The organism is Streptomyces humidus (genome assembly GCF_014649655.1).
In the GTDB taxonomy this organism is placed as follows: Bacteria; Actinomycetota; Actinomycetes; order Streptomycetales; family Streptomycetaceae; genus Streptomyces; species Streptomyces humidus.
Window position 1 is genome coordinate 42,898 of the sequence record NZ_BMTL01000025.1, and the last position, 14,455, is coordinate 57,352.

At 74.2% G+C, this 14,455-nt stretch carries 13 protein-coding genes; 10 read left to right on the top strand and 3 right to left on the bottom strand.

The window, feature by feature from the left end; all coding sequences use genetic code 11:
- Positions 1 to 8 precede the first annotated feature (8 nt).
- Complete coding sequence (locus IE239_RS27080; RefSeq protein WP_190152022.1) at positions 9 to 368, top strand: DUF488 domain-containing protein; 360 nt, start codon at positions 9 to 11, stop codon at positions 366 to 368.
- 11 nt (positions 369 to 379) lie between these two features.
- Here the strand turns inward: IE239_RS27080 and IE239_RS27085 are convergent, their stop codons facing one another.
- Both IE239_RS27085 and IE239_RS27090 read right to left on the bottom strand, forming a co-directional pair.
- Entirely contained in the window at positions 380 to 2,053 is a 1,674-nt protein-coding gene (locus IE239_RS27085; protein ID WP_190152108.1) for an FAD-binding dehydrogenase, read from the bottom strand.
- Positions 2,054 to 2,070: 17 nt separating this feature from the next.
- Complete coding sequence (locus IE239_RS27090) at positions 2,071 to 2,712, bottom strand: TetR/AcrR family transcriptional regulator (RefSeq protein ID WP_190152023.1); 642 nt, start codon at positions 2,710 to 2,712, stop codon at positions 2,071 to 2,073.
- 118 nt (positions 2,713 to 2,830) lie between these two features.
- Between IE239_RS27090 and IE239_RS27095 the strand changes: the two genes are divergently transcribed.
- From IE239_RS27095 to IE239_RS27105, 3 genes are all read left to right on the top strand, one after another.
- Positions 2,831 to 3,460 (top strand): alpha-ketoglutarate-dependent dioxygenase AlkB, encoded by a 630-nt coding sequence (locus IE239_RS27095; RefSeq protein ID WP_190152024.1) that lies wholly within the window; start codon positions 2,831 to 2,833, stop codon positions 3,458 to 3,460.
- Between the two features lie 207 nt (positions 3,461 to 3,667).
- Positions 3,668 to 4,417 carry an MBL fold metallo-hydrolase gene (locus IE239_RS27100; protein WP_190152025.1) on the top strand — a complete coding sequence of 250 codons (750 nt, stop codon included), beginning with the start codon at positions 3,668 to 3,670 and terminating at the stop codon, positions 4,415 to 4,417.
- Positions 4,418 to 4,426: 9 nt separating this feature from the next.
- A complete protein-coding gene (locus tag IE239_RS27105) occupies positions 4,427 to 5,662 on the top strand; it encodes a DUF4032 domain-containing protein (RefSeq protein ID WP_190152026.1) in 1,236 nt (411 codons plus the stop codon).
- Between the two features lie 74 nt (positions 5,663 to 5,736).
- Here the strand turns inward: IE239_RS27105 and IE239_RS27110 are convergent, their stop codons facing one another.
- Positions 5,737 to 6,609 (bottom strand): universal stress protein, encoded by an 873-nt coding sequence (locus IE239_RS27110; protein WP_190152027.1) that lies wholly within the window; start codon positions 6,607 to 6,609, stop codon positions 5,737 to 5,739.
- 575 nt (positions 6,610 to 7,184) lie between these two features.
- On the opposite strand from IE239_RS27110, the gene IE239_RS27115 reads away from it, so the two are divergent.
- From IE239_RS27115 to IE239_RS27140, 6 genes are all read left to right on the top strand, one after another.
- A complete protein-coding gene (locus tag IE239_RS27115; RefSeq protein ID WP_190152028.1) occupies positions 7,185 to 8,861 on the top strand; it encodes an NAD(P)/FAD-dependent oxidoreductase in 1,677 nt (558 codons plus the stop codon).
- A complete protein-coding gene (locus IE239_RS27120) occupies positions 8,858 to 10,342 on the top strand; it encodes an ATP-binding protein (protein WP_190152029.1) in 1,485 nt (494 codons plus the stop codon). Before IE239_RS27115 ends, IE239_RS27120 begins: the two co-directional genes overlap by 4 nt.
- Positions 10,339 to 10,692: a UBP-type zinc finger domain-containing protein gene (locus tag IE239_RS27125; protein ID WP_190152030.1), complete on the top strand. Its 354-nt coding sequence runs from the start codon at positions 10,339 to 10,341 to the stop codon at positions 10,690 to 10,692. The genes IE239_RS27120 and IE239_RS27125 overlap by 4 nt, the downstream gene beginning before the upstream one ends.
- Before the next feature lie 363 nt (positions 10,693 to 11,055).
- Positions 11,056 to 12,135 carry a tetratricopeptide repeat protein gene (locus IE239_RS27130; protein WP_190152031.1) on the top strand — a complete coding sequence of 360 codons (1,080 nt, stop codon included), beginning with the start codon at positions 11,056 to 11,058 and terminating at the stop codon, positions 12,133 to 12,135.
- Positions 12,132 to 13,196 carry a polyprenyl synthetase family protein gene (locus IE239_RS27135; protein WP_190152032.1) on the top strand — a complete coding sequence of 355 codons (1,065 nt, stop codon included), beginning with the start codon at positions 12,132 to 12,134 and terminating at the stop codon, positions 13,194 to 13,196. Before IE239_RS27130 ends, IE239_RS27135 begins: the two co-directional genes overlap by 4 nt.
- Positions 13,197 to 13,303: 107 nt before the next feature.
- Positions 13,304 to 14,263 (top strand): threonine/serine dehydratase family protein, encoded by a 960-nt coding sequence (locus IE239_RS27140; protein WP_190152033.1) that lies wholly within the window; start codon positions 13,304 to 13,306, stop codon positions 14,261 to 14,263.
- Positions 14,264 to 14,455: the final 192 nt, after the last annotated feature.

Here is a 14,455-nt window from a genome sequence, read left to right on the forward strand (position 1 = left end):
CGGCCACCATGACGGTCCGCGTTCGCCGTGTCTACGACCCGCCCGAGCCCGAGGACGGGGTGCGCGTCCTCGTCGACCGGCTGTGGCCGCGGGGGGTGTCCAAGGAGGCGGCTCGTGTCGAGGAGTGGCCCAAGGGGCTCACCCCGTCCACCGAGCTGCGCCGTTGGTATCACGCGGGCGGGGGGACGTACGAGGAGTTCGCCCGCCGCTACGAGGCGGAGCTGGCCGAGCCCGAGGCGCGCGAACTCCTCGACCGGGTGCGTGACATGGCCGGGCGGGGGCCGGTGACGCTGCTGACCTCGGCGAAGTCCCCGGAGCGCAGCCACACGGCGGTGCTGGTCCGCCTGCTGGAGGCGGACCGGCGCTGACGCCGCGGACGTCAGCCCGTCTGCTTCGCCGCCGCCCGCCCGGCCGCCCGCCCGGAGAAGAGGCAGCCGCCGAGGAAGGTGCCCTCGAGCGCGTTGTAGCCGTGGACGCCGCCGCCGCCGAAGCCGGCGACCTCCCCGGCCGCGTAGAGACCCTCGACCGGCTGCCCGTCGGCGCCCAGGGCGCGTGAGTCGAGGTCGGTCTGGATGCCGCCGAGCGTCTTGCGGGTGAGCACGTGCAGCCTGACGGCGATCAGCGGGCCGGCCTCGGGGTCGAGGAGGCGGTGCGGGGTGGCCACGCGGCCGAGCCGGTCGCCGATGTAGCGGCGGGCGTTGCGGATGCCCTGGACCTGGGCGTCCTTGCTGTACGGGTTGGCCGTCTGCAGGTCGCGGGCCCGGATCTGGCGGCGCAGGGCGTCCGCGTCGAGCAGCGCCTTCTCCGTCAGCCCGTTCATCTTCTCGACCAGCTTCTCCAGCGTGTCGGCGATCACGAAGTCCGCGCCGCGGTCGAGGAAGGCCTGCACCGGCGCCGGGGCGCCCTTGCCGAGCAGCCGGTCGCGCACGACGGCCTTGCGGTCCTTGGCGGTGATGTCGGGGTTCTGCTCGGAGCCCGACAGCGCGAACTCCTTCTCGACGATCTTGCGGGTGAGGACGAACCAGGAGTGGTCGTACCCGGCGATGTCCTCGGTGGTGCGCAGGTGCCTGAGGGTGTTGAGGGTGTCGTAGCCCGGCAGGCACGGGTCGGGCAGCCGGCGGCCGAGCGCGTCGAACCACATCGAGGACGGGCCGGGCAGGATGCGGATGCCGTGGCCGGGCCAGATGGGGTCCCAGTTACGGATGCCCTCGGTGTAGTGCCACATGCGGTCGCGGTTGACGAGGCGGGCGCCGGCCTCGGCGCTGATGTCGAGCATCCGGCCGTCGACGTAGGCGGGGACGCCGGTGACCATCTCGGCGGGCGGGGCGCCCAGCCGTTCGGGCCAGTGGCGGCGGACCATCTCGTGGTTGGCGCCGATGCCGCCGCTGGTGACGACCACGGCCTGCGCGGTCAGCTCGAACTCGCCGATGGGGTCGCGGTGGGAGGCGACGCCGCGCGCGGAGTCGTCGGCGGCGAGGACCGTGCCGCGCACCCCGCGCGCGGCGCCGTCCGCCAGGACCAGCGCGTCGACGCGGTGGCGGTGGTAGAAGGTCAGCAGACCGTCCTTCGCCGCCTGCTTGGCGTAGCGGACGAACGGTTCGACGACGCCCGTGCCCGTCCCCCAGGCGACGTGGAACCGGGGCACCGAGTTGCCGTGGCCGTCGGCGCGCAGGTCGCCGCGCTCGGCCCAGCCGACGGTCGGCACGAAGGTGATCCCGTGACCGGCGAGCCAGGTGCGCTTCTCCCCGGCCGCCCACTCCACATAGGCGCGCGCCCAGCGCACGGCCCAGGAGTCCTCGTCCTCGGTGCGGTCGAACTGCGCGCTGCCCTGCCAGTCGCTCCAGGCGAGGTCGAAGGAGTCCTTGACGCCGAGCCGGCGCTGCTCCGGGGAGTCGACCAGGAAGAGTCCGCCGAAGGACCAGAACGCCTGGCCTCCGAGGTTGGCGGCGTTCTCCTGGTCGACCAGTGCGACCCGTCTGCCCCTGCTGGTGAGTTCGTGCGCCGCTACGAGGCCCGCGAGGCCCGCTCCGACGACGATGACGTCCGCGTCCATGGCGAGGGTTGCCTTTCTCATTCGGAACATCCGGGAGGGGTGCTGCCGTCGGTCAGCAGCGCGGTGAGGAGTTGCTTCAGCCAGCCGCGGGCGCGGTCCACGTCCTTGTCCAGCAGCAGTTGGGCGGTGACCCCGTCGTAGGCGGCGACCACCGCGTGGGCGGCGGAGTCGGCGTCGCCGAGGACGGCGGGCAGCGGGGTGTGACCGCGGGCGCGGGCCAGCCGGTCGGCGATCGCGCCGCGCAGCCTGGCCCGGTGCTCCAGGAGGGTCTGGGCGACCGTGGCGTCCCGGGCGGCATGCACCAGGAAGTCCGTCTTGACCAGCAGCCAGTCGAGGTCGAGGAGGAGCACCTCGGTGACGCGGTCCACGGAGGCCGGCACGGCGAGGTCGGGCCCGTCGCCGGCGAGGGCGTCGGCGACCTGCCGGGCGATGAGGTCGGCGCGCTCCCGGTACAGGGCGAAGAACAGCTCGTCCAGGCTGGCGAAGTTGGAGTAGAAGGCGCCCCTGCTGTAGCCGGCCGCGTCGCAGACCTCCTCGATGGAGACCCGGCCGAAGCCCTTGGCCGCGAACACGGCGAACGCGGCGTCGAGCAGGTTGGCGCGGGTGCGGGCCCGCCGCCGGGTGACGCGCGCGGTCGGCTCCGTCTGCCGTACGGCCATGGCTGGACCTCCGTTCGATACATGAATGTATCCGATACATCTGTGCATCGAAAGGCCCGGACGAGGGCGCCCACGAGGCGCAACGAACATATTTTCGATTACGACGTACGCTGGAGGCATGACCGCGCACCACCTTCAGGGCTCCCTCTTCGACCAGGCCGACGAACTGCGCCTCGGCCCGCTCGACGGGCTCCGCCGCACCACGCTGGGGGCGGGCGCCTGGATCGACGCGCTGCCGGGCTGGCTCGCCGGCTCGGACGCGCTGTTCGAACACCTGGCGGCCGAGGTCCCATGGCACGCCGAGCGCCGCGCGATGTACGACAACGTCGTCGACGTGCCGCGCCTGCTGGCGTTCTACGGCGCGGACGAGCCCCTCCCCCACCCCGTGCTGGAGGAGGCCCGCCGCACCCTGTCCGCGCACTACGCGGACGAGCTGGGCGAGCCGTTCGTCACCGCCGGCCTGTGTCACTACCGCGACGGACGGGACAGCGTCGCCTGGCACGGCGACCGGACCGGCCGCGGGGCCCGGGCCGACACGATGGTCGCGATCCTCTCCGTGGGCTCCCCGCGCGACCTGCTGCTGCGTCCGGCGGGCGGCGGCGCGGCGGTGCGGCGTCCGCTGGGGCACGGCGACCTGATCGTGATGGGCGGCTCCTGCCAGCGGACCTGGGAACACTGCGTCCCCAAGTCCACCCGCGCCGCCGGGCCGCGCATCAGCGTCCAGTTCCGCCCGCGCGGGGTGCGCTGAGCACCCGCGCGGTGCGCCTGAGCACCCTGCGTGGAGGGCAGGACCGGACCGGATCAGCCCGCGCGGCGTCAGGGCGCCGCGTGCGGAGCGGACCCGCCGGCCGGACGCGGTCCGTCCCCCACGGGCGGACGGACCCGGCGTCCGCCTCCTCATGACGATCTGTTTTGCTGTCCCCGTCGAGCACCTCGCGAAGGACACGGGACGGTCATGCGGGCAGACGTACGGCAAGTGGCGGACGGCACCTACCTGGTGCACGGCGGCAACACCAACTGGGTGATCCTCACCGACGGGGACGCGCTCACGCTGATCGACACCGGCTACCCCGGAGACCGCGGGCTCGTCCTCGACTCGCTCGCCCGTGTGGGCGGTTCACCGCAGGCGGTGACGGCCGTGCTCGTCACGCACGCCCACAACGACCACCTGGGCTCCGCCGAGCACCTGCGCTCGGCGTACGGAATCCCGGTGTACCTGCACGAGGCCGAAGTGCCGCACGCCCGCCGCGAGTTCCTCCAGCAGGTGACCGTCGGCCAGGTGCTGCGCAACGCCTGGCGGCCGGGCGTGCTGCCGTGGATGGTGCACGTGCTGCGCTCCGGCGGCACCGGACAGCACCCGGTCACCGCGCCCGAGCCGTTCCCGGCGGCCGGGGGCCCGCTCGACCTGCCCGGCCGGCCGGTGCCGGTGCACACCCCGGGCCACACCGACGGGCACACCGTCTTCCACCTCCCCGACCGCGGGATCGTCGTGTCCGGGGACGCGCTGGTCAGCGGGCACCCGACGTCCCGCGTCCGGGGCCCGCAGTTGCTGCCCGACATGTTCCACCACGAGCGCGCCCGCGCGGTCGCGTCGCTGGACGTGATCGCGGGACTGCCGGGCGAGCTGCTGCTGCCCGGGCACGGACCGCTCCACCAGGGGTCCGTACGGGCGGCGGCGCAGCAGGCCCGCGACCGCGCCGTCTAAGGTCAGGCCATGGCTTTGCAGATCAGCGCCACCAACCCGGAGCACCCGGCACTCCTGCTGGAGCTGCCCTGGCACCTGCCCCTGGAGGAGTGGCCCGAGGAAATCCTGGTCCCGCTGCCGCGCGGCATCTCCCGCCACGTGGTGCGCTACGCCCGGGCCGGCGACGAGGTGATCGCCGTCAAGGAGCTGGCCGAACGGCCCGCGCTGCGCGAGTACGAGCTGCTGCGCGACCTCGACCGGCTCGGCATCCCCGCCGTCGACCCGCTGGCCGTGGTCACCGGCCGCGCCGACGACGGCGGGGCGCCGCTGGAGTCGGTGCTGGTCACCCGGCATCTGGGCGGTTCGATGCCGTACCGTTCGATGTTCGAGACGACGATGCGTCCGGCCACCATGCACCGGCTGATGGACGCCCTCGCCGTCCTGCTGGTGCGACTGCACCTGGCCGGGTTCGCCTGGGGCGACTGCTCGCTGTCCAACACGCTGTTCCGGCGGGACGCGGGCGCCTACGCCGCCTACCTCGTGGACGCCGAGACCGGCGACCTGCATCCGCAGCTGAGCACCGGCCAGCGCGAGTACGACCTGGACCTCGCCCGCGTCAACATCAGCGGCGAGCTGCTGGACCTGGAGGCCTCCGGGGCACTGCACCCCTCGGTGGACCCGGTCGAGTTCGGCATGGAGATCTGCGCCCGTTACGGGGCGCTGTGGCAGGAGCTGACCCGCACCTCGGTCTACCCGGCGGGCAAGTACCACTACATCGAGCGCCGGATCCGCCGCCTCAACGAGCTCGGCTTCGACGTCGCCGAGATGCAGATCGAGCACTCCTCCAACGGCCACACGGTCACCTTCGTGCCCAAGGTCGTCGACGCGGGCCACCACCAGCGCCAGCTGCTGCGTCTGACCGGCCTGGACACCGAGGAGAACCAGGCCCGTCGGCTGCTGAGCGACCTGGAGAGCTGGATGGCCACCCAGGACGACTACGCCCCCGGGGACCCGCTCGCCGCCCGCCCGGAGGTGCTGGCGCACCGCTGGGTGCGGGACGTCTTCCGGCCCACCGTGCGTGCGGTGCCGCTCGAACTGCGCGGCTCCATGGACTCCGCGGAGATCTACCACGAGCTCCTCGAACACCGCTGGTACCTGTCGGAGCACGCGCAGCACGACATCGGTCTCGACACCGTGGTCGAGGACTACGTCAGGAACATCCTGCCCAAGGCGCGCGCGACCCTGGAGCCGACCCTTCCCGAGTGACTCCGGGACGGACCCGGGAAAGGGCTCACGACGGGTCCGGCGCGCGCCCGGGGCGGACGCGGATCCGGGGCGGGTCAGTCGTGGGGCACGACGGCCACCGGACAGTCCGCGTGGTGCAGGACGCCGTGCGCCACGGAGCCGATCCGGGCGCCGACCGCCGTACGGTGGGCACGGCGCCCGACCACCATCAGCTGCGCCCTTCCGGCGACCGACAGCAGCACCTGGCCCGCGCTGCCCATCTCGACGTGCTGCACCACCGGCACGTCGGGGAACCGCTCCCGCCACGGCTGCAGCGCCTCGGCCAGCGCCTTCTTCTCGTAGGGCTCCAGGCCGCCGGCCTCATCGAGGAGCTTGAGCGAGGCGGGGCTGTAGGCGAACACCGGCGGCAGCGTCCAGGCCCGCACCGCGCGCACGCCCGCGCCCCGCGCGGCCGCGGTCTCGAACGCGAAGCGCAGGGCGGGCGCGCTGTCCTCGGGCTCGCCGTGCTGGCCGACGACGATCTCCCGTCCGGCCGCCTCCGACGACGCGCGGTCGCCCGCCCGCACCAGCACGACCGGGCGCGCGGCCCGGTCGATCACCTGCCGGCCGACCGAGCCCAGCAGGAATCCGACGACGGCCCCGTGCCCGCGCGAGCCGAGCGCCAGCAGCTCCGCCTCGGCCGCGGCGGCGACCAGCGACTCCACCGGGTCGCCCTCGTGGACGTCGGCGGTGACGCTCAGCGCGGGGTGCCGCTCGGCGAGCGTCGCCATGGTCCGCCCGACCGCGTCGCGCACCCACCGCTCCTGCGCCTCGCGGTCCGCCACGTCGGCCGCCGCGTTCGGCTGGAACCGCCAGGCGTGCACCACCCGCAGCGCCGCATCGCGCCGGACGGCCTCCCGGGCCGCCCAGGCGAGCGCCGCGAGGCTCTCGTCCGTCCCGTCGACCCCTGCCGTGATCGGGCCCGTCATCCCGCCGCCTCCTCGTGTCGCGATCACATCCGTCGCCCCCAGTCTTCACTACGCCGCCGGCATGACGGCGCGGCGGGAGCGGACGGCCGTCGACGAGGCCGGCCCGGTGGCGCCGGGACGCCGGCCGGGCCGCGGTCCACGCCGCGCAGGACGAGCGGGAGATCCGGCCGCGGCGGGACCGGCCGGCGCACCCGGTCCTCGTTCCGGCGCCGGTGGGGGAAGGCCGCCGGGGACCGGCTCCGCCTGGACTTGCGCCCCGACGACCAGCACGCCGAGGGGGCCCGCCCGCCGTCGCCGGACACCCGTCGCGCGGACGTCGGCCGGGAGCGGGCGGCCATGGGTGGCGCCGGCCAGCGCCGAGGGCGACGGGTTCCGCGCGCCGGGAACCCGGCAGCCGTCTCGACGGCGTTCGGCGGGGGTGTGCGGCTTGACGGCGTGTGCCCCGGCCTGTGCCGAGAGCGCACAGTCCGTCCACGCCGGCAGCGGACCGGGACGATGGACCATACGATGGGCACAGTCGGCGCGGGGTTCGCCGTGCCGCCACGAGCAACGACCCTCTCGGGGTGGGGAGACGTATGGCACAGGCCGCCGACACCGCGCGGACCGTCATCCTGACCGTGGACGACGACCCGGGTGTGTCCCGGGCCGTCGCCCGTGACCTCAGGCGGCGCTACGGCGCCTCGTACCGGATCGTGCGGGCCGAGTCCGGGGAGTCGGCGCTGGACGCCCTGCGTGAGCTGAAACTGCGCGGCGACCTGGTGGCCGTCATCCTGGCCGACTACCGGATGCCCCAGATGAACGGCATCGAGTTCCTCGAACAGGCCCTGGACGTGTATCCGGGCGCCCGGCGCGTGCTGCTGACCGCGTACGCGGACACCAGCGCGGCGATCGACGCGATCAACGTCGTCGACCTCGACCACTACCTGCTCAAGCCCTGGGACCCGCCCGAGGAGAAGCTCTACCCGGTCCTGGACGACCTGCTGGAGGCCTGGCGGTCCAGCGACCACCGGCCCGTGCCGGCCACGAAGGTCGTCGGGCACCGCTGGTCGGCCCGCTCCTCCGAGGTGCGGGAGTTCCTCGCCCGCAACCAGGTGCCCTACCGCTGGTACTCCGCCGACGAGCCCGAGGGGCGGCGGCTGCTCGCGGCGGCCGGCGTGGACGGGCAGCGGCTGCCGCTGGTGGTCACCGCCGACGGCACGCCCCTGGTCGAGCCGGACGCGCCCGAGCTGGCCGCCCACGTGGGGCTGGCGACCACGCCGACCGCCGACTTCTACGACCTCGTGGTGATCGGCGGCGGACCGGCCGGCCTCGGCGCGGCCGTGTACGGGGCCTCCGAGGGACTGCGGACGGTGCTCGTGGAGCGGTCGGCGACGGGCGGACAGGCCGGGCAGAGCTCACGCATCGAGAACTACCTGGGCTTCCCCGACGGCGTCTCCGGGGCCCAGCTCACCGACCGGGCGCGGCGGCAGGCGGGCAAGTTCGGCGCCGAGATCCTCACCGCGCGCGAGGTGACGGGACTGGAGGTCAACGGGTCCGCACGGGTCGTGCGGTTCTCGGACGGCTCGGCGGTGGCCGCGCACAGTGTGATCCTCGCGACCGGCGTGTCCTACCGGCAGCTGGCCGCCCCGGGCTGCGACGACCTGACAGGCTGCGGGGTGTACTACGGTTCCGCGCTCACGGAGGCGTCCTCCTGCCAGGGGCACGACGTGTACATCGTCGGCGGCGCCAACTCCGCCGGGCAGGCGGCGATGTACCTGGCCAGAGGCGCCAAGTCGGTCACGCTGCTGGTGCGCGGGGAATCGCTCGAGGCGTCGATGTCGTACTACCTGATCCAGCAGATCGAGGAGGCGCCCAACATCTCGGTGCGCCCCGGCACCGTGGTCGAGGCCGCGCACGGCGACGGCCGGCTGGAACAGCTGACGCTGCGGGACGTGGCGAGCGGACAGACCGAACTGGTCGACGCGCAGTGGATGTTCGTGTTCATCGGCGCCGCCCCGCTGACCGACTGGCTGGACGGCACGGTGCTGCGCGACGAGCGCGGGTTCATCCTCGCCGGCCCCGACCTCACGCCGGACGGGCGGCCCCCGGCGGGCTGGGAGCTCGACCGGCCGCCGTACCACCTGGAGACCAACATCCCCGGCGTGTTCGTGGCGGGCGACGCGCGCGCGGAGTCCGCCAAGCGCGTCGCGTCCGCGGTGGGAGAGGGAGCCATGGCCGTGATGCTCGTCCACCGCTACCTGGAGCAGTCATGAGCGGGACGCCGATGCCGTGCAGCGCGGACGAGATCAGCTCGCTGTTCCTCTTCGAGAAGCTCTCCCCCGCACAACTGGGGCGGCTGTGCGCCGATGGACGGGTGGAGAGGTTCGAGCCGGGCCCGGTGTACACCGAGGGCGACCCGGCGACCTGCTTCTACGTGATGCTCGACGGCACGGTCGTGCTGTACCGCCGGGTCGGCGCGGACGACGTCGAGGTCAGCCGCACCTCCCAGCGCGGGGTGTACGCCGGGGCCATGCAGGCCTACCTGGGCGACCGGGTGCCGCAGGTCTACAACAACTCGATGCGGGTGACCGAGCCGACGCGGTTCTTCGTGCTGCCCGCCGAGTCGTTCTCCGCCGTCATGCGGGAGTGGTTCCCGATGGCGGCCCATCTGCTGGAGGGGCTGTTCTTCGGCTCGAAGAACACCCAGCGGGCGATCGGTCAGCGCGAACGGCTGCTGGCGCTGGGCTCGTTGTCGGCCGGCCTCACGCACGAGCTGAACAACCCCGCGGCGGCGGCCGTGCGGGCCACCGCCACGCTGCGCGAGCGGGTGGCGAAGATGCGCCGCAAGCTCGCCGTCATCGCCTCCGGCGCGTACGACCCGGAGGCCCTGACCCGGCTGATCGAGATCCAGGAACGCACGGCGGAACTGGTCGCCAAGGCACCGGTGTTGAGCCCTCTGGAGGCTTCCGACCGGGAGGACGCCCTCACCGACTGGCTCGACGACCACGACATCGAGGAGGGCTGGCGGATCGCGCCGACCTTCGTCCAGGCCGGGCTCGACGTGGACTGGCTGGAACAGGTCGCGGCGGCCGTGGAGCCGGACATCCTGCCCGGCGCGGTCGGATGGCTCAACTACACGGTCGAGACCGAGCTGTTGATGGACGAGATCGGCGACTCCACCAACCGCATCTCGCATCTCGTCGACGCCGCCAAGCAGTACTCGCAGCTCGACCGCGCCCCCTACCGGGTCGTCGACGTGCACGAACTGCTCGACTCCACCCTGCTGATGCTCTCGGGCAAGATCGGCCGGCGCATCGAGGTGGTCAAGGACTACGACCGCGCGCTCCCGCGGATCCCGGCCTACCCGGCCGAGCTGAACCAGGTCTGGACGAACCTGATCGACAACGCCGTCTTCGCCGTGGACAGCTCCGGCGGGGACGGCACGCTGACCGTGCGGACGGCACGCGAGGGGGACCGGCTGCTGGTCGAGTTCCGCGACACCGGGCCCGGCATCCCGCCGGACATCCGGGAGCGGATCTTCGACCCGTTCTTCACCACCAAGCCGGTCGGCGAGGGCACCGGTCTGGGCCTGGACATCTCCTGGCGGATCGTCGTCAACAAGCATCACGGCAGCATGCACGTGGAGTCCGTTCCGGGCGACACCCGCTTCCAGGTCCTGCTGCCGCTGACCGCCCCCGGCGCCGAGAACGTCCAGGACGACCCCGACGCCGAGAACGCCGAGGAGACGGTATGACCGACGTGAACCCCATCGACCCGAGCGTCCCGCCCAGCGGCGCGGGCTGCGTGGACTGCGACGCGAGCGGCGGCTGGTGGTTCCATCTGCGGCGCTGCGCGAGCTGCGGGCACGTGGGCTGCTGCGACTCCTCCCCCGCCCAGCACGCCACCGCGCACTACAAGGCCACCGGGCATCCCCTGGTGCGCAGCTACGAGCCGGGCGAGGAGTGGTTCTGGGACTACTCCACCGACGAGCTGTACGAGTCGGGCCCGGAGCTCGCCCCTCCGGTGAGCCACCCCGCGGAGCAGCCGACGCCGGGGCCGGCCGGCCGCGTGCCCGCGGACTGGGCGAGCCTGCTGCGCCGCTGAGTCCGCCGCGGGCCGCCCGGCAGGGCCGCGTCCTGGTCGCGGGCCGCGCTGTCGGCGGCGCGCGCCTGCCGGGAGCCGCCTGATCGAGCCGGAGCCGGACTCGGCGGGCCGACCGGAGCCGGGTCCGGCGGGCCTCTTCGCGGCGTCGGCGGGGGAACGACGTCCCGAGGCCCCCTGACGGCCCGCCCGGGGCGGCACCGTTCGTCCCGGCCGCCTCCCGAGGCGTTCTGAGCCTCTCAGGCAACCCCATCGGCTCCGACGACGTCTTGCCCGGCAACACAGCTGACTATACCCATCGCGTATACGCAGCGTGCATACCTGGCGTGTGCGCGGCGTGCACACGGTGGCGGCCGGAAGGAACCGATGTACGGCAAGGCCTCCGCCCCGGAGTACCAGGGCGCCCTCACCACCCTCTCCGTGAATTCCTCGCTGGACGACGTGCTGGCCGCCGGCACCGCGCGGCTGAGAGCGGCCGAACAGGCCGGGGAGCCCGGCGAGGCGGCCCGCTCGGGGCTCGCTGTCGCCGAGGCGCACCGGCGGCTGGGACAGATACGCGAGGCCGACCGGGCCTGGAAGGCGAGCTACCGGGCGGCCCGCGGCGCGGGGGACGTCGCCGCGATGGCGTGGGCGCTGTGGAGCGGCGGCACCCTGGCCCGGCAGCGAGGCGCGTTCCCGCTGGCCCGGCGGCTGCTGGGGCTGGCGGCGGATCTCGGCGAGCGGGGCGGGGACGTCGTCGTGCGCGGCTACTCCCTGGCCGGACTCGCCGAGACCGGGCGTATCCAGGGCGACTACGAGGCCGTGGGCAGGCTGCACGAGCAACTGCTGGCCGAGGCCCGCCGGCGCGGCGAGGCACGGCACACGGTGTGGGCGCTGGAGGGCATCGCGCAGATGCACCGCAACTCCGGCGACCACGACAGGGCGTACGCCCTCTTCGAGGAGGCCGCCGAGATCGCCTCGGGGGCCGAGGACCGACGCGGTCACGCCTGGGCGCTGCGCGGGCTGGCCGACATCGTCTCCGTCCGCGACGGGGACACCGAGCGCGCCCTGCGTCTGCTCACGGAGGCCGAGGAGTCCTGCCGCACGATGAACCTGTCCGGCGCGCTGGCGTACAACCACAAGATGCGCGGCAACGTCCTCTACCGCGCCGGGCGTCACCGCGAGGCCCGCGAGCTGTACGAGCGGGCGCTCGGCGAGTTCCGTGCGATGGGCGAGCCGCGCGGGGAGGCCCTCTCCCGGCTCGGGCTGGCGAAGTCGCTGGCCCGTCTGGGCCGCGACCGCGCCGAGACGGCGGCCGAACTGGACGATCTGGCAGGGGTGCTGGAGCGCATCGGGCTGAAGCACGCACGCGAGATGGTGGCTCGGGCGCAGCGCGAGCTGGGCCTCGGCCCGGCCTCGCAGGACGTCACGGCGGCGGCCGGCGCAAGCGTGGAGGCCGTCCGTTGACCGCGCTCGACTCCGCGGTGCGGGAACCGGCCAGGGCTCTTGCGGCCGCGCCCCACGCCCATCAGGTCCTGTCCCGCTGCCGTTCGCTGGCCCGGCCCGCGCTCAGGGAGGCCGTGGAGCGGTCGCACCCCTGGGTGGCCGAGATGGCCGGCTACTCCTTCGGCTGGTGCGGGATCGGCGGGGCCCCCGCGACCGGGTCCTCCGGGAAAGGCCTGCGCCAGGCCCTCGCGGTGCTGGGCGCGGAGGCGGCCGGCGCGTCCGGGCGGGCCGGGGTGCCCGCTGCGGTCGCGGTGGAACTCGTGCACGCGTTCTCCCTGCTGCACGACGACATCATGGACGGCGACCCGGTCCGGCGGGGGCGCGCCACGGTGTGGAAGGCCTACGGCACCGGCGCGGCTGTCCTCGCCGGAGACGCGCTGTTCGCCCTGGCCGTCGAGACGCTCGCGCGGCAACCGCTCCCGGCGGGCGCCGACGCCGTGCGGATGCTGTCGGGGGCCCTCGGGGACCTCGTCCGCGGGCAGGCCGACGACCTGTTGTTCGCGGACCGGCCCTGGACGGGGCCCGAGCGGGTGCGGCCGGAGGCGTACCGGACGATGGCCGAGGGCAAGACCGGGGCGCTGCTGGGCTGTGCGGCCGCTCTCGGCGCCGTTCTGGGCGGCGCGAGCGCGGGCACGGCGGCCGCCCTCGACCGGGCGGGACGGCACCTGGGGATCGCGTTCCAGGTCGTCGACGACATGCTGGGCGTGTGGGGCGACCCGTCGGTCACCGGCAAGCCCGTCCACGGCGATCTGCGGGAGCGCAAGAAGACGTTCCCGGTGCTGGCCGCCCTCGGCTCCCCGGCCCCCGCCGCGCGCCGCCTGGCCGCGGTCCTGGAGCAGGGCGGCGATCCGGCCGAGGCGGCCGAACTGGTCGAGGCGGCGGGCGGCCGGGCCGCGGCGCTTCGCGAGACGGGCCGGCAGGTCGCCGCCGCCGAGTCGGCGCTCGCCGGGGCGCCGCTGGCCGCCGGGGCCGTCCGCGACCTGCGCGCCCTGGTCGAGTTCGCCGTACGCCGGGACCTCTGAGACAGGCCGCGAAAGGAGTTGACCCGGACCGTGGCCGCGGGCGAGGGTGCGAGGCGGACAAGGCGCGGCCGCTCTCCCTCTCCGCCCGCGCCGGAAGGGTGACCGCCTTGATCGGCATCTCGGACATCGAAGCGGCCGCGGAACGGATCGCCGGACACGTCGTCCGCACTCCGACCGCGCCGAGCCCCGGCCTGTCGGCGCTGCTCGGCGTGCCGGTGACCGCGAAGCTGGAACTCCTCCAGCGCACCGGCTCGTTCAAGGCACGCGGGGCGACGGCCAAGCTGCTGTCGTTGAGCGAGGCCGAGCGGGCGGCCGGGGTCGTCGCGGTGAGCGGCGGCAACCACGGGATCGCGCTCGCGGTCATGGCCGCCGCGCTGGAGGTGAAGGCCACGGTCGTGATGCCGCGTTCGGCGCCCGCCCGTGCCGTCGAGATCGCGCGGACGGCCGGGGCGTCGGTGCGGGTGACCGACACGATGGACGAGGCGTTCTCGCTGGTGGAGCGGTTGCGGCAGGAGGGCTTCACGCTGGTGCACCCGTTCGACGATCCCGTGGTCGTCGCCGGGCAGGGCACGGTCGGTCTGGAGTTCGCCGCCGACGCCGACGAGGTCACGGACGTACTGGTGAGCGTCGGGGGCGGCGGACTGATCGCCGGTGTCGCCGCGGCCCTGCGCGCCCGTCGCCCGCGGGTGCGGATCTGGGGCGTGGAGACCGAGGGCGCGCAGGCGATGTCGCAGGCGCTGGCGGCGGGCGGGCCGGTGCCGGTCGCGCTGTCGTCGATCGTCTCCACCCTCAGTGCGCCGTCCGTCTCGCAGCTGACGTACGACCAGGTGTCCGCCCTGGTCACCGACGTGCTGAGCGTCCCCGACCGGGAGGCCGTGCGGGGGTGTCTGGACCTGGCCGAGCACGCCAAGCTGTGGACCGAGCCGGCGGCGGGCTGCCTCCTGCCTGCGGCCCGGCAGGTCGTCGAGCGGATGGGGCACGACGTGCGGCTGGGCCTGGTGGTCTGCGGCGGCAACGCGACGACCGCGGACATGGCGGTGTGGACGGAGCAGTTCGGGTTGCGCTGAGAGCATTCCCGCCGAGAGCAGTCCGACCATGGCGGACCCGGCTTCGAGGAAGGCGCTCGAGGGCGACGCTTCGACGGGATCGCGGGAATTCGCCGGATGGGCCCTCGCACGGGAATGGGCCACGGGCAAGGAGGTCGTTCGCCGAGGCGCCGGACTCCGGCGTGTTCGGCGCTGGTCGCACCACAGGAGGAA

Coding starts and splice junctions, on each gene's coding strand:
- IE239_RS27080 (WP_190152022.1), top strand. CDS start 9: ATGACGGTCCGCGTTCGCCGTGTCTACGACCCGCCCGAGCCCGAGGAC.
- IE239_RS27085 (WP_190152108.1), bottom strand. CDS start 2,053: ATGGACGCGGACGTCATCGTCGTCGGAGCGGGCCTCGCGGGCCTCGTA.
- IE239_RS27090 (WP_190152023.1), bottom strand. CDS start 2,712: ATGGCCGTACGGCAGACGGAGCCGACCGCGCGCGTCACCCGGCGGCGG.
- IE239_RS27095 (WP_190152024.1), top strand. CDS start 2,831: ATGACCGCGCACCACCTTCAGGGCTCCCTCTTCGACCAGGCCGACGAA.
- IE239_RS27100 (WP_190152025.1), top strand. CDS start 3,668: ATGCGGGCAGACGTACGGCAAGTGGCGGACGGCACCTACCTGGTGCAC.
- IE239_RS27105 (WP_190152026.1), top strand. CDS start 4,427: ATGGCTTTGCAGATCAGCGCCACCAACCCGGAGCACCCGGCACTCCTG.
- IE239_RS27110 (WP_190152027.1), bottom strand. CDS start 6,609: ATGACGGGCCCGATCACGGCAGGGGTCGACGGGACGGACGAGAGCCTC.
- IE239_RS27115 (WP_190152028.1), top strand. CDS start 7,185: ATGGCACAGGCCGCCGACACCGCGCGGACCGTCATCCTGACCGTGGAC.
- IE239_RS27120 (WP_190152029.1), top strand. CDS start 8,858: ATGAGCGGGACGCCGATGCCGTGCAGCGCGGACGAGATCAGCTCGCTG.
- IE239_RS27125 (WP_190152030.1), top strand. CDS start 10,339: ATGACCGACGTGAACCCCATCGACCCGAGCGTCCCGCCCAGCGGCGCG.
- IE239_RS27130 (WP_190152031.1), top strand. CDS start 11,056: ATGTACGGCAAGGCCTCCGCCCCGGAGTACCAGGGCGCCCTCACCACC.